The 22,931-nt window shown below is 71.9% G+C and carries 22 protein-coding genes and 1 riboswitch; of the genes, 15 read left to right on the top strand and 7 right to left on the bottom strand.

Annotated features, from left to right (window positions below):
- Window positions 1-1,146, bottom strand: coding sequence for a sirohydrochlorin chelatase (locus tag BLQ76_RS03160; RefSeq protein WP_090668677.1), 1,146 nt, complete (start codon window positions 1,144-1,146; stop codon window positions 1-3).
- A 625-nt stretch (window positions 1,147-1,771) separates the two neighbouring features.
- Here BLQ76_RS03160 and BLQ76_RS03155 point away from each other — a divergent pair.
- The 3 genes from BLQ76_RS03155 to BLQ76_RS03145 all read left to right on the top strand — a co-directional run bounded on the left by BLQ76_RS03155 (window position 1,772) and on the right by BLQ76_RS03145 (window position 4,681).
- A complete protein-coding gene (locus BLQ76_RS03155; RefSeq protein WP_090668674.1) occupies window positions 1,772-2,518 on the top strand; it encodes a TSUP family transporter in 747 nt (248 codons plus the stop codon).
- Window positions 2,515-4,005, top strand: coding sequence for a cobyric acid synthase (locus BLQ76_RS03150; protein WP_090668671.1), 1,491 nt, complete (start codon window positions 2,515-2,517; stop codon window positions 4,003-4,005). Before BLQ76_RS03155 ends, BLQ76_RS03150 begins: the two co-directional genes overlap by 4 nt.
- A gap of 85 nt (window positions 4,006-4,090) precedes the next feature.
- Window positions 4,091-4,681: a cytochrome b gene (locus tag BLQ76_RS03145; RefSeq protein WP_090668668.1), complete on the top strand. Its 591-nt coding sequence runs from the start codon at window positions 4,091-4,093 to the stop codon at window positions 4,679-4,681.
- A gap of 27 nt (window positions 4,682-4,708) precedes the next feature.
- On the opposite strand, the gene BLQ76_RS03140 is transcribed toward BLQ76_RS03145, so the two are convergent.
- Window positions 4,709-5,557 carry an SDR family oxidoreductase gene (locus tag BLQ76_RS03140; protein ID WP_090668665.1) on the bottom strand — a complete coding sequence of 283 codons (849 nt, stop codon included), beginning with the start codon at window positions 5,555-5,557 and terminating at the stop codon, window positions 4,709-4,711.
- A 201-nt stretch (window positions 5,558-5,758) separates the two neighbouring features.
- Between BLQ76_RS03140 and BLQ76_RS03135 the strand changes: the two genes are divergently transcribed.
- The 8 genes from BLQ76_RS03135 to cobO all read left to right on the top strand — a co-directional run bounded on the left by BLQ76_RS03135 (window position 5,759) and on the right by cobO (window position 14,713).
- A complete protein-coding gene (locus BLQ76_RS03135; protein ID WP_090668662.1) occupies window positions 5,759-6,508 on the top strand; it encodes a histidine phosphatase family protein in 750 nt (249 codons plus the stop codon).
- Window positions 6,505-7,389, top strand: a complete 885-nt coding sequence (locus tag BLQ76_RS03130; RefSeq protein ID WP_090668659.1) for an NAD(P)H-hydrate dehydratase — start codon at window positions 6,505-6,507, stop codon at window positions 7,387-7,389. The genes BLQ76_RS03135 and BLQ76_RS03130 overlap by 4 nt, the downstream gene beginning before the upstream one ends.
- Before the next feature lie 36 nt (window positions 7,390-7,425).
- Window positions 7,426-7,660, top strand: a riboswitch (cobalamin riboswitch).
- Between the two features lie 32 nt (window positions 7,661-7,692).
- Entirely contained in the window at window positions 7,693-7,872 is a 180-nt protein-coding gene (locus BLQ76_RS03125) for a CbtB domain-containing protein (RefSeq protein WP_090668657.1), read from the top strand.
- Between the two features lie 179 nt (window positions 7,873-8,051).
- Window positions 8,052-8,786: a CbtA family protein gene (locus tag BLQ76_RS03120; RefSeq protein ID WP_090668654.1), complete on the top strand. Its 735-nt coding sequence runs from the start codon at window positions 8,052-8,054 to the stop codon at window positions 8,784-8,786.
- Window positions 8,783-9,298, top strand: a complete 516-nt coding sequence (gene cobU / locus BLQ76_RS03115) for a bifunctional adenosylcobinamide kinase/adenosylcobinamide-phosphate guanylyltransferase (RefSeq protein ID WP_090668652.1) — start codon at window positions 8,783-8,785, stop codon at window positions 9,296-9,298. Before BLQ76_RS03120 ends, cobU begins: the two co-directional genes overlap by 4 nt.
- Window positions 9,299-9,304: 6 nt before the next feature.
- Window positions 9,305-10,387 carry a cobalamin biosynthesis protein CobW gene (gene cobW, locus BLQ76_RS03110; protein ID WP_090668649.1) on the top strand — a complete coding sequence of 361 codons (1,083 nt, stop codon included), beginning with the start codon at window positions 9,305-9,307 and terminating at the stop codon, window positions 10,385-10,387.
- A gap of 7 nt (window positions 10,388-10,394) precedes the next feature.
- Complete coding sequence (cobN, locus tag BLQ76_RS03105) at window positions 10,395-14,075, top strand: cobaltochelatase subunit CobN (RefSeq protein ID WP_090668646.1); 3,681 nt, start codon at window positions 10,395-10,397, stop codon at window positions 14,073-14,075.
- On the top strand, window positions 14,072-14,713 hold the full coding sequence (gene cobO, locus BLQ76_RS03100; RefSeq protein ID WP_090668644.1) for a cob(I)yrinic acid a,c-diamide adenosyltransferase: 642 nt from the start codon (window positions 14,072-14,074) through the stop codon (window positions 14,711-14,713). The genes cobN and cobO overlap by 4 nt, the downstream gene beginning before the upstream one ends.
- 44 nt (window positions 14,714-14,757) lie before the next feature.
- Here cobO and BLQ76_RS03095 read toward each other — a convergent pair whose 3' ends face one another.
- The 3 genes from BLQ76_RS03095 to BLQ76_RS03085 are packed head-to-tail and all read right to left on the bottom strand — an operon-like array spanning window position 14,758 to window position 16,968.
- Window positions 14,758-16,035: an NAD(P)/FAD-dependent oxidoreductase gene (locus tag BLQ76_RS03095; RefSeq protein WP_244519447.1), complete on the bottom strand. Its 1,278-nt coding sequence runs from the start codon at window positions 16,033-16,035 to the stop codon at window positions 14,758-14,760.
- A 2-nt stretch (window positions 16,036-16,037) separates the two neighbouring features.
- Complete coding sequence (locus tag BLQ76_RS03090; protein ID WP_090668638.1) at window positions 16,038-16,178, bottom strand: DUF3096 domain-containing protein; 141 nt, start codon at window positions 16,176-16,178, stop codon at window positions 16,038-16,040.
- A gap of 10 nt (window positions 16,179-16,188) precedes the next feature.
- A complete protein-coding gene (locus BLQ76_RS03085; RefSeq protein ID WP_090668635.1) occupies window positions 16,189-16,968 on the bottom strand; it encodes a 3-hydroxybutyrate dehydrogenase in 780 nt (259 codons plus the stop codon).
- Window positions 16,969-17,098: 130 nt separating this feature from the next.
- Between BLQ76_RS03085 and folD the strand changes: the two genes are divergently transcribed.
- On the top strand, window positions 17,099-18,001 hold the full coding sequence (gene folD / locus BLQ76_RS03080; RefSeq protein WP_090668633.1) for a bifunctional methylenetetrahydrofolate dehydrogenase/methenyltetrahydrofolate cyclohydrolase FolD: 903 nt from the start codon (window positions 17,099-17,101) through the stop codon (window positions 17,999-18,001).
- A gap of 18 nt (window positions 18,002-18,019) precedes the next feature.
- On the opposite strand, the gene grpE is transcribed toward folD, so the two are convergent.
- A complete protein-coding gene (gene grpE, locus BLQ76_RS03075; protein ID WP_090668631.1) occupies window positions 18,020-18,760 on the bottom strand; it encodes a nucleotide exchange factor GrpE in 741 nt (246 codons plus the stop codon).
- A 148-nt stretch (window positions 18,761-18,908) separates the two neighbouring features.
- Complete coding sequence (gene hrcA, locus BLQ76_RS03070; protein WP_090668628.1) at window positions 18,909-20,030, bottom strand: heat-inducible transcriptional repressor HrcA; 1,122 nt, start codon at window positions 20,028-20,030, stop codon at window positions 18,909-18,911.
- A 133-nt stretch (window positions 20,031-20,163) separates the two neighbouring features.
- On the opposite strand from hrcA, the gene rph reads away from it, so the two are divergent.
- Genes rph through hemW form a run of 3 tightly spaced genes read left to right on the top strand, consistent with a single transcriptional unit; the run spans window position 20,164 to window position 22,820 of the window.
- The gene (gene rph / locus BLQ76_RS03065; RefSeq protein ID WP_090668625.1) at window positions 20,164-20,907 is read left to right on the top strand and encodes a ribonuclease PH; all 744 of its coding nucleotides are present in this window, start codon (window positions 20,164-20,166) and stop codon (window positions 20,905-20,907) included.
- Window positions 20,908-20,937: 30 nt separating this feature from the next.
- Window positions 20,938-21,612 carry an RdgB/HAM1 family non-canonical purine NTP pyrophosphatase gene (gene rdgB, locus BLQ76_RS03060; RefSeq protein ID WP_090668623.1) on the top strand — a complete coding sequence of 225 codons (675 nt, stop codon included), beginning with the start codon at window positions 20,938-20,940 and terminating at the stop codon, window positions 21,610-21,612.
- A gap of 8 nt (window positions 21,613-21,620) precedes the next feature.
- A complete protein-coding gene (hemW, locus tag BLQ76_RS03055) occupies window positions 21,621-22,820 on the top strand; it encodes a radical SAM family heme chaperone HemW (RefSeq protein WP_090668621.1) in 1,200 nt (399 codons plus the stop codon).
- Window positions 22,821-22,931: the final 111 nt, after the last annotated feature.

The raw sequence follows: 22,931 nt of genomic DNA, 5'->3' as shown, positions 1-22,931 counted from the left end.
TCACCGCTTCATCGAGCGCGGGCCCAGCGGATGGTCGGCATGGGGATAGGGATGGTGCGTGTGGCCGTGGCCATGCGAATGGCTATGACCGTGCGCGTGGTCGTGGCCGTGATCGTGCGAATGGGGATGATCGTGCCCGTGCGCATGGTGAGCGTGGCCGTGGTCGCCGTGCGCATGGTCGTGACCGTGACCATGCGCGTGATCGTGACCATGATGGTGGTGACCATGGTCGTGCGCGTGGTTATGCGAATGGTCGTGGGCGCCTGCCGCCGGTCCCGTGCCGATGCCCTCGACATGGTGGTGGTGGCTTTCCTGCGGCAGGCCGACCTCGGCCTCGAAGCCCAGCACCTGCTCGCGATACTTGCACATCTGGCAGTTCATCGTGTTGGTGCCGGCGTCGATCTCGGCGAGCCGGTCGACGAAGGTCTCCACCACGAGGTCGTGCGCGCCGAGATACCCCGCCTTCAGGAAGCGGATCTCGGGATGCTCGGCCGCGACCTTGTCGACGCCGGCATAGATGCGGTCGACGAGGATGCCGGTGAACAGGAAGTAGGGGAACACGACGATGCGCCGGTAGCCGAGGCGCGAGACGTGGGCGAGGCCCGGCTCGACCAGCGGGAAGGTGACGCCGGAATAGCAGGTCTCGCCCCAGCCGAAGCCGAGGCCCTCCCACAGCATGCGCATGACCTTGGCGACGTTGGAGTTGGCGTCGGGGTCGGAGGCGCCGCGTCCCACCACCACCAGCATCGTGTCGTGCAGCGGCTCGCCGTCGCGCCAGCCGTCGCGGCGCAGCGCCTCGCGGATGCGTGTCCCGGCCGCGCGGATCATCTTCGGATCAATGCCGAGCTCGCGCCCGTAGGCGATCTCGACGCCGTTGGCCGCCGCGTATGTGTTGAGGACGGAGGGGATGTCGTTCTTGGCGTGGCCGGCGGCGAACAGCATGCCGGGCAGCGCCAGGATGCGGCTCGCGCCGTCCGCCTTCAGCCTGTCGAGCCCATCGCGGATGATCGGGGTGGCGAACTCGAGATAGCCGTAGTCGACGCGCCAGTCCGGCAGGCGCTGCGCCATCTTCTCGGCCAAGCCCCGGAACTCCTCGACGGCGCCGCGATCCCGCGAGCCGTGGCCGCACATCATGAGCGCCTTCATGGGCGCCTCCTTTCATCCCAAGGCCGAAAGGAGGCGCGTCGCCCGAGGGCACCGCGTGTCTCTTTCCGACAGTCTCCCCGTCAGCCCCCGGATTGGGTCGGCCGCGACCGGAATCGTTTCATGAGCCCGCGCTCGCGGGCACCGTCAGGCAAGGGCGGTTAAACAGCGGGCGACAGGCGGCGTCAACGCGAAGCGTCAGTCCTTGCCGACGCGGTCGCCGATGGCGGGCTTGGCGAGGATCGGGCACGCGCAGGCGGGAGCGCCCTTGAGCTTGGCGCGCGGCCTTGCCGTCTCGCCGGCCCCCGCGACGGCAGGGCGCCGTGCTGCCAGGCAGGATCCACGACTAAAGGAAGCGTTTTCGCGATCTCCAACCCGGTCGCGTCGCGGTCCCGGCGCCCCGGCACCGCCGGCGAAGCGGGTTGCGGACCATCCGGCCAGCACCGTCGCGTGCCGCGCCGGGAGCGATGGAACGGCCTCCATCCCCCGCGCCCCACCCGCGAGCACTCCGTCGCGATGTCGGGACCGACACGAGAGAACCGCATAAAGGCGTTGCCTCGGGCGGCCGCCTTGCGCTCTATGCGCCTCGCCCGCCCCGCCCCCGGGATCCGCCGTCCAGAGATCTGCCATGTCGCCCGACCTCCTGTTTCTCGTCCTGGTGGGCGCCGCGTTTCTCGCTGGCTTCGTGGACGCCATCGCCGGCGGGGGCGGCATGATCACCGTGCCGGCGCTCCTTCTGTCGGGCATGGATCCCTTGACCGCGCTCGGCACCAACAAGCTGCAGGGGCTGTTCGGCGCGGGCTCGGCGACGATCGGCTACGCGCGGCGCGGCCTCGTGAACCTCAGATCCCTCCTGCCGGCGGCCGCGCTGTCGGCGCTGGGCGCGGCGGGCGGCGCGGGGCTCGCGACCGTCCTGCCGCTGGAGTTCCTAGAGCGGCTTCTGCCGTTTCTCCTGATCGCGATCGCGCTCTACTTCGCCTTCAAGCCGGGCCTGTCGGACGTCGACCGCGATCGCCGCCTCTCGCCCGCATTGTTCGCGCTTCTCCTGGTGCCCGTGATCGGCGCCTATGACGGGTTGTTCGGGCCGGGTACGGGCTCGTTCTTCATGCTCGCCTTCGTGGGGCTCGCCGGCTACGGCGTCCTCAAGGCGACCGCCCACACCAAGCTCCTGAACTTCGCCTCGAACCTCGGTGCCTTTGCGGTCTTTGCGGGCGTCGGCACGATCGACTGGCGCACGGGTCTGGCGATGGGCGTCGCGCAGTTCGCGGGCGCGCAGGTCGGCGCCTGGCAGGCCTCGCGCCTCGGCGCGCGTCTGATCCGCCCGCTCCTCGTGAGCGTCTGCATCGCGCTGGCCGTGAAGCTCCTCACCGCATGAGCCGCCCCACCGCCCTCATGCTGCAGGGCACGGGTTCGGATGTCGGCAAAAGCGTGCTCGTGGCGGGTCTTTGCCGCCTGTTCGCGCGGCGCGGCCTCGGCGTCCGCCCCTTCAAGCCGCAGAACATGAGCAACAACGCGGCGGTCGCGCGCATTCCGGGCTCGGCGGAGAGCGGCGAGATCGGCCGGGCGCAGGCGCTCCAGGCGCTCGCCTGCGGCGTGCCCGCCAGCGTCCTGATGAACCCCGTGCTTCTCAAGCCGCAGGGCGAGACCGGGGCGCAGCTCGTGGTGCGCGGGCGCGTGCGCGGCACCTTCTCGGCGCGCGACTACCAGGGGATGAAGGCCGGGCTTCTGGCCGAGGTCCTCGACAGCTACCGCGCGCTGGCGGGCGAGGCCGATCTCGTGATCTGCGAGGGCGCGGGCTCGCCGGCCGAGATCAACCTGCGCAGCGGCGACATCGCCAACATGGGCTTTGCGCGCGCGGCCGAAATGCCGGTGGTGCTGGTCGGCGACATCGACCGCGGCGGCGTGATCGCCTCGCTGGTAGGAACGCACACCGTGCTGCCCGCGGAGGACCGCGCGCCGGTACAAGGCTTTCTCGTCAACAAGTTCCGCGGCGACCCCGCGCTGTTTGCGGACGGTATGGCAGCGGTGACGCGCTTCACCGGCTGGCCGGCGCTCGGCCTCATCCCCTGGCTGCCGGAAGCCGCGCTCCTGCCCCCCGAGGATTCTGTCTCGCTGGAGCGCCGCATCGAGGGCTCGGGCGGCGCGCTGCTCGTCGCCGTGCCGCGCCTGCCGCGCATCGCCAACTTCGACGACCTCGACCCGCTCAGCGCCCACCCTGCGATCCGCGTGCGCTTCATGCGGCCGGGCGAGCGGCTGCCGCCCGAGGCCGCGCTCGTGGTGCTGCCCGGCTCCAAGGCGACGGCGAGCGATCTCACCGAACTCCGCCGCCAGGGCTGGGACCGCGACATCCTCGCGCACCATGCGCGCGGCGGGCGCGTGCTCGGCCTGTGCGGTGGCTACCAGATGCTGGGGCGCACGATCCATGACCCGCACGGGATCGAGGGACCGACCGGCGAAACGGTGCCGGGCCTCGGGCTTCTGGCAGTCGACACCGAGCTTCGGCCCGAGAAGACGCTGCGCGAGGTCGAGGGCGCGGTCGGCGGCCATACCGTCGAGGCCTACGAGATCCACATGGGCGAGAGCGCCGGTCCCGACGCGGCGCGCCCCTTTGCCCAGGTCGCGGGCCGGGCGGAGGGTGCGCGCTCCGCCGACGGGCGCGTGGCCGGCACCTACCTGCATGGCGTCCTGGCGGGCTCCGGCGCGGCCGAGGCCGTGCTCGCCTCGCTCGGCCTTGTGGTGTCCCCCGCCCCGACCGGCTACCGCGAGGGCGTGGAGCGGGCGCTCGACCGGATCGCCGACCGGCTGGAGGCGGCGGTGGACGCCGACGCGCTTCTGCGCATCGCGCGCCGGGTCGGCGGTTAGTCACGCGGACCTTACCAAGGTTTCACCCCGCCTCGGATCGTGCTGCCCTAGCTTGGCGGGGAGGACGTCTGATTCGAGGTCGACCATGAGCATCGCCGGCGCGCAGTCCCCCGCCCCCCTTGCCGACCAGCCGTCCGGCTACGGCCTCGTCACCCGCACGCTTCACTGGGGCATGGCGCTTCTCTTCGCCTGGCAGTTCACGAGCGCGATCCTTCGCGCCGTGGCCGAGGATACCGCGATCGAGGGCTTCTTCTGGAGCACGCACTATTCGGTCGGCTTCACGCTCTGGGTGCTGGTGCTCCTGCGCGGCGCCTGGGGCCTGGCCAACTGGTCGCGCCGGCCCCCGCACGAGGGGCCGCCGCTTCTGGCGAGGGCGGCGACGCTCGGGCACCTCGCCCTTTATGCGCTGATGGTGGTGGTGCCGACGCTCGCCATCCTGCGCGCGGCCGGCAACGGCCGCGGCTTCCGGGTCTACGGGATCCAGCTCGTCGCGCCGGGCGGCGAGCCTGTGCCGGCGCTCGTCGCGCCCGGCAACGCCCTGCACGGCTTCCTCGGCTGGACGCTTCTCGTTCTTGTCGCCGGCCACATCGCCATGGCGCTCTGGCACGGGCTCGTGCGCCGCGACGCGACGCTGAGCCGCATGACGCGCGGGCGGGAGCCTCAGGCGATCCGCTGACGCGTTTTCGGCAAAGGCCGGGACGCCTCAGCGGTCCTCGGCGAACGCTTTGAAGCGCTCCGCCCAGTCCTTGTGCCAGCGCGACAAGGGCGGACGGTTCTCCACGATGTCGCCGGCCGCCCACAGGATGCGCCGCTCATCGAGCTCGCGCGAGACGTCGTTGTCGGGGCACAGGATGTAGAAGTCGCCGGCCTCCAGGCGCTCCATCATGAAGTCCACGGTCTGCTCGGCGGTCCAGGCGGCGGCCGGCTTCTCGGTGCGCTCCCCGCGCGTGAGGTCGGTCCACACGAAGCCGGGGATCAGGAGCGCGGCCTCGACCTGGCCGCCGTCCGTCTGGCGCAGCTCGTGCTGCAGCGCCTCGGTGAACACCTTCACGCCGGCCTTGGCGACGTTGTAGGCCGGATCGCCCGGCGGCGTCGTGATGCCCTGCTTGGAGCCGGTGTTGATGACGAGCGCCGGCTCGCCGTGCGCGCGCATCGCCGGCACGAAGGCCCGCGTCCCGTTGATGACGCCCCCCAGGTTGATCGACAGCACCGCGTCCCAGACCGCCTGCTCGCCGAAGATCGATGAACCCGACTGGATCGCCGCGTTGTTCATGAGGACGTGGACCTTGCCGAGCGTGCGCTCGACATGGGCGGCGGTGCGCTCCAGCCCCTGCCGGTCCGACACGTCGCAGGCCGCCGCGAGCACCTGGCCCGGCTCGTCGGCGATGGCGAGAAGTTCCTCCTGCGCCCGCTCCAGCTCCTCCATGCGCCGGTCGACGATCGCGACCTTCAGCCCCGCGCGCAGGAAGCGCTTGGCGGCGGCCAGACCGATGCCGGATGCGCCGCCCGTGATGACGGCGGTGTGCAGCGGGGCGATGGCGGGATGATGCATGGGGTCGGATCCTCGATCGGCGAAGCGGGGCAGCGGATCGGCAGGAGATAGACCGGCCGCGACCGTCGGCGAGCGGATCGGGCCCACCCGCAACCGTTCGGCTCGGTTCGCGCCTCACGATTGCGTCGCGCGACACCGCTGGTGAAGCCGGGCGCCCGCCCTAGCTCACCGGGACGTGAAGCGAGAACCAAGGAAACGCGCATGGCGGACGGGACGGGCTGGCCGGCAAGCCTCTGGATCGTGCGCCATGGCGAGAGCCTCGGCAACGTCGCGCGCGACCTCGCCATGCGCGACGGCCTGTCGCGCATCGACATCGAGGCACGCGACGTCGACGTGCCGCTGAGCCCGCTCGGGCAGGAGCAGGCCGACGCGGTCGGTCACTGGTTCGCGGCCATGCCCGCCGACGAGCGGCCCGAGATCGTCCTGTCCTCGCCCTACACGCGGGCCCGGCAGACCGCCGGCCGGATCGTCGCGGAAGGGGGCATCGGCGTCGACCGCGTCATCACCGACGAGCGCCTGCGCGAGAAGGAGTTCGGCGTTCTCGACCGGCTGACGGCGCGCGGCATCCAGGAGACTTATCCCGACCAGGCGGAGTTTCGCCGCATCCTCGGCAAGTTCTACCACCGGCCGCCCGGCGGCGAGAGCTGGTGCGACGTGATCCTGCGCCTTCGCTCCATGCTCGACACCGTGGCGCTGCACTACGGAAACAAGCGCGTCCTGATCGTCGGGCATCAGGTCGTGGTCCTGTGCCTTCGCTACGTGATCGAGCGCCTCGACGAGGAGGCGATCCTGCGGATCGACCGCGAGACCGAGGTCGCCAACTGCGGCGTCACGCAGTACCGGCGCGAGGGCGACGAGCTGGCGCTCAAGCTCTACAACTTCACCGCACCCATGCAGCGCGAGGGCACGCCCGTCACGGCCGAGCCGGATCGCAAGGCGGCGGCCGGATGAGCGAACCCGTCGCGGTCGACCGTTCCTTCCTTCTCGGGCAGCCGCTGCCGGATCTGGCCGCGGCCGGCTCCAAGGACGACCGGGGTACGATCCTCGTGATCGCCGGCTCGCGCGAGGTGCCGGGCGCGGCGCTGCTCGCCGCCACCGCCGCCCTGCGGGTCGGCGCCGGCAAACTCCAGATCGCGACCGTCCATTCCATGAGCCTCGCCATGGCGATCGTGATGCCGGAGGCACGCGTCATCTCGCTGCGCGAGACCGGCGACGGCGAGATCGACCCGGCCGAGCTGGAGAGGATCGTCGACGACGCCGCGCGCGCCGATGCCGTGCTTCTGGGTCCCGGCATGGTGGAGGAGACCGGCTCGCGCAGCCTGGCGCTCGGCCTGATCGAGCGGATCGAGGCGCCGATCGTCCTGGATGCGGCCGCGATCACCAGTCTGTCGGGTGATGCCGAGCGCCTGCGCGCGGCGCCCGGACGCCTCGTGCTCACCCCGCACGCCGGCGAGATGGCGGCCTTCCTCGGGCAGGAGCGGGCCGCGGTCGAGGCCGATCCCGCCCGCGCCGGCCTGGAAGCGGCCCGGCGTACCGGCGCGGTGGTGGCCATGAAGGGCAACTCCACCTTCGTGTGCGAGGCGGACGAGACGCCCTGGCTTTGCGCGGGCGGCGGTGTCGGCATGGCGACGTCCGGCTCGGGCGACGTCCTGTCGGGCGTGGTGGCGGGGCTGCTCGCGCGCGGCGCCTCGCCGCGCCTTGCCACGCAATGGGGGGTCTTCCTCCATGCCGAGGCCGGACGGCGTCTGGCGCGCCGCATCGGCACGGTGGGCTTCCTGGCACGCGAACTCCTGGACGAGCTGCCGCTCGCTCTCGAAGATCATCGCCCCTAGCAGCGCGGCGCGCGATTGACTCCACGCCCCGCCCCCGTATCCTGCGCGGCGGATGGTCCCGCGCCACGCCTCGTGCGCACGGGCTAAGAGGGAATGCGAAGGGCGGACTTAAACCAAGCGCCCGTATCGCAGCCGACCCCGCGACTGTAGAGCGGCGAGGTTCCTCCACCGGGCGTCACCCCCCGGAAACGCCACTGGATTCGCGTCCGGGAAGGCAGGAGACGACCAGCGACCCGTGAGCCAGGAGACCTGCCATCCGTATCGGGCGACCCGCCGGGTCGCCGTCACGGAGGTTGAACCGTCATGAACACGCACGCCGCGACTCCCGCCGCGCAAGGCACCACGCCCGCCCGCTGGCTCGCCGCCTCGGCCGCCCTTCTCGTCGCCCTGCCGCTCCTGTGGGGCGCCGGCTTCGCCTCGGCCGACGCGCTGCACGACACGGCGCACGACGTGCGCCACGCCATGGGTCTGCCCTGCCACTGAGCCGACGGCCGGCGCCCTGACGCGCCTCGCCTTAGGCCTTCGACGCAACCTCGCCTTCGCACCAACCGGCCCTCCGGGCGGGATCGCGTCGGCGTGGGATGCCGGCGGCTTGCCTCCTTTGTCCCAGATCGCCCGAGCCCGGCCTTTGAGGCCGCCCCGCGATCGCGCAGGTGAAAGTCATGATCGTTCGAACCCTTCTCGTGGCGCTCGTCGCCGGCATTCTGGCCGGCGCGGCGGTCACGCCCCTCCAGCATTTGAAAACGACGCCGCTCATCCTCGAGGCCGAGACCTTCGAGGGCGGCGGCCACGACCACGCGCCCCATGCGCACTCCGCCCTCGCCCTCGTCACGCCGGCCCATGCCCATGCGCCGGCCGGCAGCGACGGCGAGGCGTCCGGCACGGCCGAGCGCCTCGCCGGCTCGCTGCTCGCCAACCTCGTGCTCGGCGCCGGCTTCGCGCTGCTCCTGTCGGCCGCGAGCCTGGCCGCAAACCGCCCGATCACGCGGCGCAACGGCGCGCTCTGGGGCCTCGCAGGCTTTGCGGTCCTGACGCTTGCCCCGGCGCTGGGCCTGCCACCGGAGCTGCCCGCCATGCCGGCTGCCGACCTTCACGCGCGGCAGATCTGGTGGCTGGCGACCGTGCTGATGACGGCGGGCGGCGCGGCGATTCTCGTCTTCCGCCGCGAGACGGCGGCGCGCCTTGGCGCGGTCGCGCTTCTCGTCCTGCCGCATCTTGTGGGCGCGCCCCACCCCGCCGACATCGCCTCGCCCGTGCCGGCCAGCCTCGCGGCGGAGTTCGTGATGGCCTCGCTTCTCGTTTCCGCCGCGTTCTGGGCGCTGGCGGGGCTCTTCACCGGGATCCTCGCCGAGCGGTTCGCGGGCGCGCGTCGACCCGCAGGGCTTCGCGCGGCGTGAGCCTCGCGCTGGTTCTGGGCGGGGCCCGCTCCGGCAAGAGCCGCTTTGCGGAAGGGCTCGTGCGCGGCACCGGCCGCGAGCCGGTCTATCTCGCGACCGGCCAGGCCTTCGACCGCGAGATGGAACGGCGCATCGCAGAGCACCAGGCGCGCCGCCCGGCACCCTGGCGCACGGTGGACGCGCCGCTGGAGCTCGGCGCCGCGATCCGCCGCGAGGCAGGGGCGGGCACCGCCGTCCTCGTGGACTGCCTGACGCTCTGGGTCACCAACCTCCTCTTCGCCGAGCGCGACATGGAGGCCGAGCGCGAGGCGCTCCTGGCGACCTTGCGCGACCTGTCCCCCAAAAGCTCGGTCGTCCTCGTGTCCAACGAGGTCGGCCTGTCCATCGTCCCCGACAACGCGCTCGCCCGCCGCTTTCGCGACGAGGCCGGCCTTCTTCATCAATCCGTCGCGGCACTCGCCCACGAGGTCCACCTCGTGGTCGCCGGCCTGCCGCTCCGCATCAAGGGCTGACAACCAATGCGCAAGATTCCCGCCACCGTCGTCACCGGCTTCCTGGGCGCCGGCAAGACCACGCTGATCCGCCACCTTCTGGAGAACGCCGGGGGCCGGCGCATCGCGCTCGTGATCAACGAGTTCGGCGACCTCGGCGTCGACGGCGACCTTCTGAAGGGCTGCGGCGTCGAGACGTGCCGCGAGGAGGACGTCGTGGAACTCACCAACGGCTGCATCTGCTGCACGGTGGCCGACGACTTCATCCCCACCATGGAAAAGCTGATCGAGCGCGCCGACCGGCTCGACCATATCGTGATCGAGACGAGCGGGCTCGCCCTGCCCCAGCCGCTGGTCGCCGCCTTCAACTGGCCCGAGGTCAAGGCTCGCGTCACGGTCGACGGCGTCGTCACCGTGATCGACGCGGCGGCCGTCCGCGCCGGGCGCTTCGCCCATGACGAGGACAAGCTCGCCGAGCAGCGCGCGAGCGATGCGAGCCTCGACCACGACGACCCGCTGGAAGAGCTGTTCGAGGACCAGATCCGCGCGGCCGACCTTCTCGTCCTCAACAAGTGCGACCTCCTCGACGCCGCCGCGATCGCCGCCGTGCGCGCGACGATCGCGGACAGCTCGGGCGATCGCCTGCCCGCGATCGTGGAGGCCTCGCAAGGGCGCCTGCCGGCCGACGTGCTGCTGGGCCTTGGCGCCGGCACCGAGGATCTCATCGCCAGCCGCCGCTCGCATCACGAGATCGAGCACGAGGGCGGCGAGCCGCACGACCACGACGACTTCGAGAGCTTCGTCGCGGAGTTCGGCGCGATCCGCGACTTGGCCGCCTTCGAGGCGGCGTTGCGCGACACGATCCGCCGGCACGACATCCTGCGCGTGAAGGGTTTCGCGAGCGTCGAGGGCAAGCCGATGCGCCTCGTGGTGCAGGCGGTGGGCGAGCGGATCGCGACCTACTACGACCGCAGGCTCACGCCCGGCGAGGACGGACGCTCGGCGCTGGTGGTGATCGGGCTGCACGACCGGATCGAGGACGGCGAGGCGGCGATCGCGGACGCCCTGCGCGCGGCAGCCGGCATCCCGGCGGCGCAGGCCGCCGAGTAGCCGCGCCGTGCACCTGCCGCTCGCGCAAGGGGTTTCGCTCAGCGAAGGGACGCCGGCCGTCGATCTCGGCCAGACGCCGGGGCGCGTCCTCGTCCTGTCGGCCGCCGACACGGAGCTGGCCAGTCTGGCGGCGGCGGCCGAGCGGCTGGACATGCCGCGCGACGAGCTGCGGCTCGCGAACCTGACCCAGCTCGGCCATCCCATGTCGGTGGACGCGCAGCTGGAGCGCCTCGCGCCCCGCCTTCGTCTCGCGGTGATCCGCGTGCTGGGCGGGCGCAGCTACTGGGCGCATGGCTGCGAGGCCTGGAGCGCGGCGGGCCGGCGGCACGGATTTCCCGTCCTGTTCCTGCCGGGCGACGAGCGGCCGGATGCCGAACTGGCCGCGCTGTCGACGTTGGGCGAGCCGGAGGCGGGGCGGCTCGCCGGCTATCTCCTGGCCGGCGGACCGGAGAACGCCGACGCCTTTCTGCGGGCGACGCGCGCGATCCTGGGCGACGCGCCCTGGCCCGAGCCGGCCCGTCCCCTGCCGCGTGCGGGCGAATGGCAGCGGGCGCGCCGCAACGCAGGCGCGCCGGTGGCCGCCGTCTGCTTCTACCGCGCGCTTCTTCAGAGCGGGCATCTCGGCGTCGTGGAGTCCCTGTGCGCTGCCCTGGAGCGCGAGGGGCTCGACCCGCTTCCCGTGTTCGTCGCGAGCCTCAAGGACGAGGCCAGCACCGCCGTCCTGCGCACGCTGTTCGGGGAGCGCCCGCCCGCGGTCGCCGTGAACCTCACGAGCTTCGCGGTGTCGGCCCTGCGCGGCGAGCGGGTGCCGACGGTGCTGGAGGAGAGCGGGGCCGTCGTCCTGCAGGGCATCCTCGCGGCCGGCTCGCGCGAGGCGTGGGACGCCTCGCCACGCGGCCTCGGCGCCCGGGACCTTGCCATGAACGTCGCGCTTCCCGAGGTGGACGGGCGCGTCTTCTCGCGCGCGCTCGCCTTCAAGGCACAGGCGCGCTTCGACGCGCGCACCGAGATTTCCGTGGTCGCGCACGAGCCGGACGCAAGCGGCATCCGCTTCACCGCCGCGCTGGCCGGGTCTTGGGCGCGGCTGCGGAACACGCCGGTGGCCGAGCGCCGCGTCGCGATCGTGCTCGCCAACTATCCCAACCGCGACGGGCGGCTCGGCAACGGCGTCGGGCTCGATACGCCGGCCGGGACGGTCAACGTGCTGCGGGCGATGCGGAACGCCGGCTACCGCGTCGACGACATCCCGGCGGACGGCGACGCGCTGATGCGACAGCTCGCCGAGGGACCGACCAATGCCGGCGTCGCCGGCCGCCAAATCCGGGAAACCTGGCCGCTCGAGCGGCACGAGACCTTTCTCGCGACCCTGCCGGAGGCGCTGCGCCAGGCCGTCACCGATCGCTGGGGCGCGCCGGCGGACGACCCGATGTTCAGCGAGGGTGTCTTCGCCATCCCCGTCCTGCGCTTGGGCGACGGCGTCGCGATCGGCGTCCAGCCGGCGCGCGGCTACAACATCGATCCCGCCTCCAGCTTCCACGATCCCGCGCTGGTGCCCCCGCACAACTACCTCGCCTTCTACGGCTGGCTGCGCGAGGGCTTCGCGGCAGACGCCGTGATCCACATGGGCAAGCACGGCAACCTCGAGTGGCTGCCGGGCAAGGCGCTGGGGGCAAGCGACGCGTGCTGGCCGCAGGCGCTCCTCGGGCCCCTGCCCCACCTTTATCCCTTCATCGTCAACGATCCCGGCGAGGGGAGCCAGGCCAAGCGGCGCACGGCCGGCGTCGTGGTGGACCACCTGACCCCGCCGCTCGCGCGCGCCGAGAGCCACGGAGCGGCGCGCGACCTCGAAGCGCTGGTGGACGAGTATTTCACGGCCACCGAGGGCGATCCGCGCCGCGCCAGGCTCCTGGCGCGCGAGATCGCCGACCTCGCCAAGGCGAGCGGGCTTCTCGCCGATGCCGGTCTGGGCTCGATCGACGATCCCGAGACGGTTCAAAAGCTCGACGGCTGGCTGTGCGAGCTCAAGGAGATGCAGATCCGCGACGGGCTGCATGTCTTCGGGTGCTCGCCGGAAGGACGGCTGCGGCGCGACACGCTCGTGGCGCTCGCCCGCCTGCCGCGCGGCCTGGAGCCGGCCGAGGCCTCGCTGACGCGCGCGCTGAGCGCCGATCTGGACTTGGCCTTCGACCCGCTCGGCGGCGACTGGGGCGCGCCGTGGGACGGCGCGCGCCCGGCCGTTCTCGCCAGCATCGCCACCGGTCCCTGGCGCAGCCGGGGCGACACCGTGGAACGGCTGGAGGCGCTGGCCGCCGCCTTGGTCGAGGGCGAGACCGAGCCGGACGCCGCCTGGGAAGCGACACGCGCGGTGCTTGGCGACGTTCGGGGGCGCCTTGCGCCCGCGCTGGACCGCTCGGGAGCGGCCGAGATCGCGGGGCTGCTGGCCGGCCTCGACGGGCGCTTCGTGCCCCCCGGCCCCTCGGGCGCGCCGACGCGCGGGCGGCCCGATACGCTGCCGACGGGGCGCAACTTCTTCTCGGTCGACACGCGCGGTGTGCCGACCGAAGCCGCCTGGAGCCTCGGGCGCCGCTCGGCGGAGCTGCTGCTCGCCCGCCACGCGCAGGACCACGGCGAACCCTTGCGCGCGCTGGCGCTCACCGCCTGGGGCACCGCCAACATGCGCACGGGCGGCGATGACATCGCGCAAGCGCTAGCGCTGATCGGCGTTCAGCCGACCTGGGAGCGCGCAAGCGGGCGCGTCACCGGCTTCGAGATCCTGACGCCCGCCCGGCTCGGGCGCGGACGGGTCGACGTGACCTTGCGCATCTCCGGCTTCTTCCGCGACGCCTTTCCCGAGCAGATCGCGCTGTTCGATCGCGCGGTGCGCGCCGTGGCGCTGCTCGACGAGGACGAGGAGGATAACCCGATCGCCGCGCGCTTTCGCGAGGAGACGGACAGCCTCCGGCGCGACGGGCATTCGACTGACTCCGCACGCCGCATGGCGGGCGCGCGCGTCTTCGGCTCCAGGCCCGGCGCCTACGGCGCAGGGCTGCAGGCGCTGATCGACGAGGGCGGCTGGCGAAGCCGAGCCGATCTCGCCGAAGGCTTCCTCGTCTGGGGCGGCTACAGCTATGGCGACGGCGAGGAGGGCGTGCCGGCGAGGCCCGCGCTGGAGCGCCGCCTCGCCGCCGTGCAGGCCGTCGTCCAGAACCAGGACAACCGCGAGCACGACCTTCTCGACTCCGACGACTACTACCAGTTCGAGGGGGGGCTCGCCGCGAGCGTCGAGCATCTCTCGGGGACGGCGCCCGCAAGCTACCACCTCGACCACTCAAACCCCGAGCGCCCCGTGCCGCGCACGTTAGCCGAGGAGATCGCGCGGGTCGTGCGCGGGCGCGCCGCCAACCCGAAGTGGATCGCGGGCGTCATGCGCCACGGCTACAAGGGCGCCTTCGAGATGGCGGCGACCGTGGACTACCTCTTCGCCTTTGCCGCCACCACCAACGCCGTGCCCGGCCGCCACTTCGACCTCCTGCACGACGCGTATCTCGGCGACGCGGCGGTGCGCGGCTTCATCGAGCGGCACAATCCGGCGGCGCTCGCCGAGATGGAGGCGCGTTTTCGGGAAGCGGTGCGGCGTGGCTTCTGGCATCCTCGCCGCAACGACTTGCACCAAAGGATCGCCTCATGAGCGAGAAATCCCCCGTCCTCGCCACCATGAGCGAGGAGGAGCTCGACGCCCGCCACGCCGAGAAGATGCGCAAGAAGAAGGCCGCGCGCGACAAGATCATCGCCACCAAGACCGTGGAGAAGGGCCTCCTCATCGTCCACACCGGCAAGGGCAAGGGCAAGTCGACCGCCGCCTTCGGCCTCGTGTTCCGCGCGATCGGCAACGACATGCGGGTCGGCATCGTCCAGTTCGTGAAGGGCCGCTGGGAGACCGGCGAGCGACGGGCGCTGGAGCGCTTCAGCGATCAGGTGACCATCACCGCCATGGGCGACGGCTTCACCTGGGAGACGCAGGACCGCCAGCGCGACATCGCGGCGGCCCGCGCCGCCTGGGAGCGCGCCAAGGCGCTGATCCTCGACGACGAGCACCAGATGGTGGTGCTGGACGAGCTCAACATCGTCCTGCGCTACGACTACATCCCGGTCGGCGAGGTCGTCGACTTCCTGCGCGACCACAAGCCGGAGATGAAGCATGTCGTCGTCACCGGCCGCAACGCGCGCGAGGAGCTGATCGAGCTCGCCGACCTCGTCACCGAGATGGAGATGGTGAAGCACCCGTTCCGCTCCGGCGTGAAGGCGCAGGTCGGCATCGAGTTCTGAGGCCCGCAAGGCCGCCTTCTCGAAAGGATGGGCCAGCCGCCGGCTCAGTCGCCGTGCAGCTTCAGCGCGGGTCCCTTGGCGGGCGACACCATGTCGGCCGCGATCGCGACCGTGCCGCGCCAGGGGCCGAGCACGCGCCACTGGTGCTGGCGCTGGAGCGCGTTGTAGGCAGCCACCGCCGCCACCCCGTCGATCTCGAGCTTGTTCTTGCGACCGACCGGCAACGAGCCGACGGCGCCCGCCCGCGCGAGCGAGACGAGCTTGCCGCGATCGCGGTAGCGGAAGGGCTCCACTGGCTCGCCCTTAAGCGTGAGGGGCAGGACCTCCGCGAGATAGTCGGCTTGCTGGCTCGCGACCTGGGCCGTGGGCGGCAGCGGCTTGTCGCTGCCGCGCGGGGTCAGGCTGGTGGCGTCGCCCATCGCCCAGACATGCGGGACGCCCTCCGCGGCCAGCGTCTCGTCCACCACGATGCGGCCCCGCTTGTCGATCTGGAACGGCCCGAGCCGACCGAGAACGGGGGAGCCCGTGAGCCCGCCGGCCCAGACCGTCAGGGTCGCGGGCCAACGCTCGCCGCCCGCCCGCACCTCGTCCCGGTCCACCGCCGAGACCCTGACGTTGGTGACGACCTTGACGTCGAGTTCGCGCAACCGCGCGGCAAGGCCCCGCCGCAACTCGTCGCTGGCGCCCGGCATCAGCTCGTCGCCCGCCTCGAGGATGGTGATGTCCAGCAGCTTCGTCTCGCGCTCGCGCGCGTTCTGGTCGAAGAAGGCGCGCTCGGAGTTGCGAAGGTGAGCGGCGAGTTCGGTTCCGGTCGCGCCGGAGCCGACGATCACGACGTCGGCCGGGCGACCGCTCTCGCGCGCGCCGATCATGGCCAGCACGAAGCGCTCGCGGAAGGCGTCGGCATCCTCCTTGCCGTCGAGGCGCACGGCGTTCTCCGTCACGCCCTCGACGCCGAAGTCGGCGGTCACGCCGCCGAGCGCCACTACGCAGCCGTCGTAGCCGATCTCGCGCGGGGGTACCTCGATTCCGGCCGCCCGGTCGCGCAGGGCGGCGAGGCGCACCGTGCGGCGCTCGGGATCGAGCGCCTCGACGCTGCCCTGCTCGAAGCGGAACTGCCGGAGATGCCCGAGCCGGTAGAAGGAGATCTCCGACAGGGAGGTCGAGACCGTGCCCGCGGCGAGCTCGTGGAGGCGGGGCTTCCATACATGGGTCGCCTCCCGGTCCACCAGCGTGACCTCGATATCGCCGTGCCCGGCAAACTGCGAGGCGAGCTCCAGCCCGCCCGCGCCGCCACCCAGAATCAGGAGCCGGTGCGCCACGCTCAGCTCACGCCCGCCGTCAGGCCGATCAGCCCGACCGCGATCAGGTAGACCGCGACGATGATGTTCAGGAGCCGCGGGATCAGGAGGATCAGGACGCCCGCGATGAGCGCGACCACGGGCTGGATGACGATGACGTCCATGCGATTCCTCTCAGGCGGTATACCAGCCGTGGCTGGCGGTGATGCTCTGGCCGGTCAGCGCGGCCGAAGGGAAGGCGGCGAGAAACAGCGCGACCGCCGCCACGTCGTCGAGCGTCGTGAACTCGCCGTCCACGGTGCGGCCCAGCATGACGCGGCTCACCACCTCCTCTTCGGAGATGCCGAGATCTCGTGCCTGCTCGGGGATCTGCTTCTCGACGAGCGGGGTGCGCACGAAGCCGGGGCAGATGACGTTGGAGCGCACGCCATGCGGCCCGCCCTCCTTGGCCATGACGCGAGCGAGCCCGAGCACGGCGTGCTTGGCCGCGACATAGGCGCTCTTCAGCGGCGAGGCCTCGTGGCTGTGCACCGAGCCCATGTAGATGAGCGAGCCGCGCCGTCGCGGATACATCTGCCGCACGGCCGCCTTCGTGAGAAGGAACGAGCCGCCGAGATGGATGTCCACGACGCGCCGGAACTCCTTGTAGGGAAAGTCCTCGATCGGATGGACGATCTGAATGCCGGCGTTCGCCACCATGACATCCACGGGCCCGAGCGTGCGCTCGATCTCCCGCATGCCGTCGTCGACCGCCGCCTCGTCGGTGACATCCATGGCGAGGCCGAGCGCGCGTCCGCCCGCCGCCTCGATCGCGGTCGCCGCCGCGGCGGCCTTGGCGCCGTCGAGGTCGGCCACCGCCACCGCCGCGCCCTCGCGCGCATAGAGTTCGGCGATCGCGCGCCCGATCCCCGAAGCTGCGCCCGACACCACCGCCACCCGATCCCGAAGCTGCATCGCGATCCCCTTATGGTCCTGGCCGGGAGATAGGCGCGCGGTGGGACGCGTCCACGGCCCTCGCCTCGCACGCGCGGCGCTTCTATAAGGCCCATCGCGGCGCAACATGAGCGGGAGCCCGGAGGCTTTCATGACGGCACAACGGATCGACGGACGGGCTTCGGCCGACAGGGTGCTCGCCGAGGCGCGCGAGGCCGGCGACCGGCTGCGCGAGACGCACGGTGTCCGACCGGGGCTGGCCGTGGTGCTGGTGGGCGAGGACCCGGCCTCCCAGGTCTATGTCGGCTCGAAGGGACGCACGGCGGAGGCCTGCGGCTTCCATTCCGTCACGCATCGCCTGCCCGCCGACGTGGCGGAAGCCGACCTTCTCGCGCTGATCGACGCGCTGAACGCCGACCCCGCGATCCATGGCATCCTGCAGCAGCTGCCGCTTCCCAAGGGGCTCGATGCCGCGCGCGTCGTGAACCGCATCCACCCCGACAAGGACGTCGACGGCTTGACGCTGGTGAACGCGGGACGCCTCGCCTCCGGCCAGATCGCGGACGCCATGGTGCCCTGCACGCCGGCGGGGTCGATGCGGCTCATCCGCGAGGCGATCGGCGAGAACCTGTCGGGGCTCGTTGCCGTCGTGGTGGGCCGCTCCAACCTCGTGGGCAAGCCGATGGCGCAGCTCTTGCTGAGCTCCGACGCCACGGTGACCGTCGCCCACTCGCGCACGCGCGACCTCGACGCGTTGTGCCGGACCGCCGACATCCTGGTGGCGGCGGTCGGGCGCCCGGAGATGCTGGGAGCGGACGCCGTGAAGCCCGGCGCGGTGGTGATCGACGTCGGCATCAACCGGATCGACGCGCCCGAGCGCGGCGAGGGCAAGACGCGGCTCGTGGGCGACGTGCGGTATGGCGAGGCGGAGGCCGTAGCCGGCTTCGTGACGCCGGTGCCCGGCGGCGTCGGCCCGATGACGGTGGCCATGCTCATGGCCAACACGGTGCGCGCCGCCTATCGCGCGGCGGGAGCGACCCCGCCGCGCTTCTGATCGGGCGGCCAGGACGCCTCAGGCGTCCTTGGTGCTCTCGTCGGGCACGCCGGGCTTCGCGGGGGTCTCGCCCGCGGGCGCGGCCTTCGGGCCGCCCTTCGCGACGCCCACCATGGCCGGGCGCAGGACGCGCTCGCCGATGGCGTAGCCGTCCTGGACCACCTGCACCACGGTGTTGTTGGGCAGGTCGGGATTGGGCACCTCGAACATCGCCTGATGGAAGTTCGGATCGAAGCGCTGGCCCTCGGGCTCGAGCTTGCGCACGCCGTGGCGCTCCAGCGTCGACAGCATGGCGCGACCCGTCATCTCGACGCCCTCCACCAGGGCCGAGAAGCCGGCGTCGCCCGACTCGCGCGCACCCTCCGGCAGGGCCTGGATGGCGCGGGCGAGGTTGTCGGACACGGCCAGCATGTCGCGCGCGAAGTTGGCGACCGCGAACTGGCGCGCGTCCTTGATCTCGCGCTCGGTGCGCCGGCGTAGGTTCTCCATGTCGGCGGCGAGCCGCATCATGCGGTCGCGCAGTTCGGCGTTCTCGCCTTCCATCTCCAGAAGGCGCTGCGACAGGGCGCCGGCCTGGCTCGGCGTCTCGGCCGAAGCCTCGCCGCCGGTCGGCACCGTGTCGCCCTCGGAAGCTTGCGACGACTGCCCCGGCGCGCCGCCGGCCGCGCCCGCCACCCCCGAACCCTTGAAGAAGGCCGCGCCCTCCGAGGCGCCGGTGGGCTGCTGGACGGTCTCGTCGCGCTGCGTATCGCTGGTCATGGGTGGGAATGCTCCTTCACTGACGGACGCAAAGGCGGAGGCCGCCCGCATGGCGGGCCGACCCCTGCCGCTCCAAAAACGCATGTCGGGCCGCATATCGAATGCGACCCCACCGAAATCAAGGCTGGATCATGGCGACGGACGCGCGTCAGGGTCGACGCGCGGTGCCCGCCAGAAGCCGCGACACGAGGCGCGCCGTGTAGTCCACCATCGGCACGATGCGCCGGTAGTTGAGGCGCGTCGGGCCGATCACGCCGACCGCGCCCACCACGCGCTGGTCGGCGTCGGAATAAGGGGCGATGACCAGCGACGAGCCGGACAAGGAGAAGAGCTTGTTCTCCGAGCCGATGAAGATGCGCACCCCGTTGCCCGCTTCCGCGAGGTCGATCAGCTCCACGATCGAGGACTTGGATTCCAGATCGTCGAAGAGATGGCGCAACCGGTCGAGGTCGGCGGCCTCGGACACGTTCTCCAGAAGGTTCGCCCGGCCGCGCACGATGAGACGCGAGGGCTCCGAGCTGCCCTCGCCCGACCACACGGCCAGCCCCTGGTCGACGAGCTGGCGCGACAGGGCGTCGAGCGCGCGCGCCGTCTCCTCGCGCAGGGCGTCGACGCGGCTTCTCGCCTCGGCGAGCGTGCGCCCCACCACATGGGCGTTCAGGAAGTTGGCGGCCTCAACAAGCTGCGAGGCGGCGATGCCGGCGGGCAGCTCCAGGACGCGGTTCTCGACCTCGCCGCTCTCGTCCACCAGCACCACCAGCGCACGGCGCGCGTCGAGCCGCACGAACTCGATGTGCTTGAGCCGCGGGTCGCTTTTCGCCGCGATCACGATGCCCGCCCCGCGCGACAGGCCCGACAGGAGCTGCGAGGCCTCGGTGAGCAGCGCGTTCACCGGGCGGCGCTCGCCCATGTCGCGGATCTTCTCCTCGATCTCGGCGCGCTCGCGCTCGGGCACGTCGCCCACTTCCAGAAAGGCGTCCACGAAGAAGCGCAGGCCGAGCTCGGTCGGCAGGCGCCCGGCACTCACATGGGGCGCATAGATCAGCCCTAGCGCTTCCAGATCCGACATGACGTTGCGGATCGAGGCCGGCGAGAGCTGCGAGGCGAGGAGCTTCGACAGGTTGCGCGAGCCCACCGGCTCGCCGCTGTCCAGGTAGGTGTCGACGATCAAACGGAAGATGTCGCGCGAGCGCTCGTCCAGCCCCGCGCCCGCCGAGGCGGCGCGGCCGTGGATCAGGTCGAGCGGGGACGCGGCGTTGAGCGGCTTCATGCCGTCTCATATACGATCGGGTGCGACGCTCGCAAAGCGGAACGGCCCGCGCGCGTCCCGCCGAATTGCTTTGCGGTGCCGAAAGGGGCCGTCTAAAAGCCGCTCATCCTCATCAGCCAAGCGGACCTTCCCCATGCGGCCATCCCGGCGCCAGAACGACGAGTTGCGAGCGGTTTCCCTGGAGCGCGGCGTCTCGCGCCACGCGGAAGGCTCGTGCCTCGTGCGCTTCGGCGACACGCACGTCCTGTGCACGGCGAGCCTGGAGGAGCGCGTGCCGGGCTGGCTGAAGGGCGCCGGCAAGGGATGGGTGACGGCGGAATACGGCATGCTGCCTCGCGCCACCGGCGAGCGCATGCGCCGCGAGGCCGCTTCGGGAAAGCAGTCGGGCCGCACGCAGGAGATCCAGCGCCTCGTCGGTCGGAGCCTCCGCGCCGTGGTGGACCTCAAGGCGCTCGGCGAGCGCCAGATCACGGTGGACTGCGACGTGATCCAGGCCGACGGCGGCACGCGCACGGCCTCGATCACCGGGGCCTTCGTGGCGCTCTCGGACTGCCTCTCCTGGATGGAGACGCGCGGCATGGTGGTGCGCGACAAGGTGATCCGCGACCACGTGGCCGCGATCAGCTGCGGCATCCATGACGGCACCCCCGTTCTCGATCTCGACTATCTCGAGGACTCGGCGGCCGGCACCGACGCCAACTTCGTGATGACGGGGCGCGGCGGCATCGTGGAGATCCAGGGCACGGCCGAGGGCGAGCCCTTCTCGGAGGCCGAGCTCGCCGAGCTCATGCGCCTGGCGCGCCACGGCATCGGTCAGCTCGTGGAGCGTCAGCGCACCGTGCTCGAAGGTCAGCCGCAGGTCGGCTCCGGCCGCTAACCCTCAGATCAGCGCCCGTTCGGATTCGCCATGACCCCAAGCTCGACGACCCAAGGCTCAACGCTCCGCCTCGATCCCGCCAACGGCCCGCTTCTGGTGGCGAGCCACAACGAGAGCAAGATCCGGGAATTCCGGGAGCTCCTCGCGCCGGTCGGCTTCGAGGTCGTGTCGGCCGCCGACAAGGGCCTGCCCGAGCCCGACGAGACCGGCGGCACGTTCGAGGAGAACGCCGCGATCAAGGCGCTGGCGGCCGCGCGCGCCACCGGCCTCCTGGCGCTGTCGGACGATTCCGGCCTCGCGGTCGACGCGCTGGGCGGCGATCCCGGCATCTATTCGGCGCGCTGGGCGGGGCCCGCCAAGGACTTCACCATGGCCATGCGCCAGGTCGAGGAGAAGCTCCAGGCGGCCGGCGCCGCCGCGCCCGAGCGCCGCACCGCACGCTTCGTCGCGGTCCTGTGCCTCGCCGCTCCCACCGGCGAGACCGAGTTCTTTCGCGGCGAGATCGAGGGCACCGTGGTCTGGCCGCCGCGCGGTGCCTTGGGCTTCGGCTACGATCCGCTCTTCCTGCCGGCAGGCGAGACGCGCACCTTCGGCGAGATGTCGTCCGACGAGAAGCACGGCTGGCGTCCCGGACAAGACACCGCCCTCTCGCACCGCGCCCGCGCCTTCCAATTGTTCGCGGCCCGCGCGCTCGGGGTCAGATAGGTCCCGCCATGACCCTGCTCGCCCGCGCCCCGGTCCCGCTCCAGCCCTTCGCGCCGCCCGCCGGCGATCCCGGCTTCGGCGTCTACCTCCATTGGCCCTTCTGCGCGGCCAAGTGCCCGTACTGCGACTTCAACAGCCACGTGCGCCGCGAGCCCGTCGACCAGACCCGCTTCGTCGAGGCCTTCCGCCGCGAGATCGCGACGCAAGGATCGCGCACGCGCGGCCTCACCGTTTCCTCGATCTTCCTCGGCGGCGGCACGCCCTCGCTGATGGAACCCGGCACCGTCTCGGCCATCCTCGAGGCCGTCGCCGCACAGTGGACGGTCGCCAACGGCGCGGAGATCACGCTCGAGGCCAACCCTTCCTCGGTCGAGGCGGAGCGCTTCCGCGGCTACCGCGCGGCCGGCGTCAACCGCGTCTCGCTCGGCGTCCAGGCCCTCAACGACGCAGACCTTCGCCGCCTCGGCCGCCTGCACGACGTCGGCCAGGCGCTCGGCGCCATCGAGCTCGCGCGAGAGATCTTCCCGCGCCTCTCCTTCGACCTCATCTATGCCCGCCCCGGCCAGAGCGTCATGGCCTGGGAGGCCGAGCTCGCGCAGGCCATCGGCCTGGCCGCCGACCACCTGTCGCTCTACCAGCTGACCATCGAGGAAGGCACCGCCTTCCACGCGCTCCACAAGGCCGGCAAGCTCCAGGTTCCCGACGGCGAACTCTCCGCCGACCTCTACGAGGCGACGCAGCAGCTCACCGCCTTCCACGGCATGCCTGCCTACGAGATCTCGAACCACGCCGTGCCGGGCGCGGAATCGCGCCACAACCTCACCTACTGGCGCTACGGCCTCTATGCCGGCATCGGGCCCGGCGCCCACGCCCGCCTGCCGGGCCCGGACGGCGCCCGCCACGCGGTCGCCAACGAGAAGCATCCCGAAACCTGGCTCAAGATGGTCGAGGACTGGGACGAGGGTCACGTCGAGGACACGCCCCTCGAGCCCCAGGAGCAGGCCGACGAGCTCATGCTCATGGGCCTGCGCCTCGCCGAGGGCATCGATCTCAAACGCTGGCGCGCCCTCTCGGGCCGCGACATCGACCGCCAGACCGAGCGCGACCTCGCCGGCCACGGCCTCCTCCAGCGCCTCGGCCCCGACCGCATCCGCGCCACCCCCGCCGGCATGATGGTGCTCGACGCGCTGGTCGCGGACCTCGCGTGAGGGGCATCGCAGCCCTGGGACAATGGGGGCTCCACCCCCAAACCCCTGCCAGGGGAGATGATTTCCCCTGGACCCCTCCCCGCTCGAAGAGTGTTCCATTGGGAGATGGGC

The sequence above is a fragment of the Aureimonas jatrophae genome (assembly GCF_900104035.1).
GTDB classification, from domain to species: Bacteria; Pseudomonadota; Alphaproteobacteria; order Rhizobiales; family Rhizobiaceae; genus Aureimonas; species Aureimonas jatrophae.
This window is presented reverse-complemented; position numbering and strand designations above follow the sequence as displayed.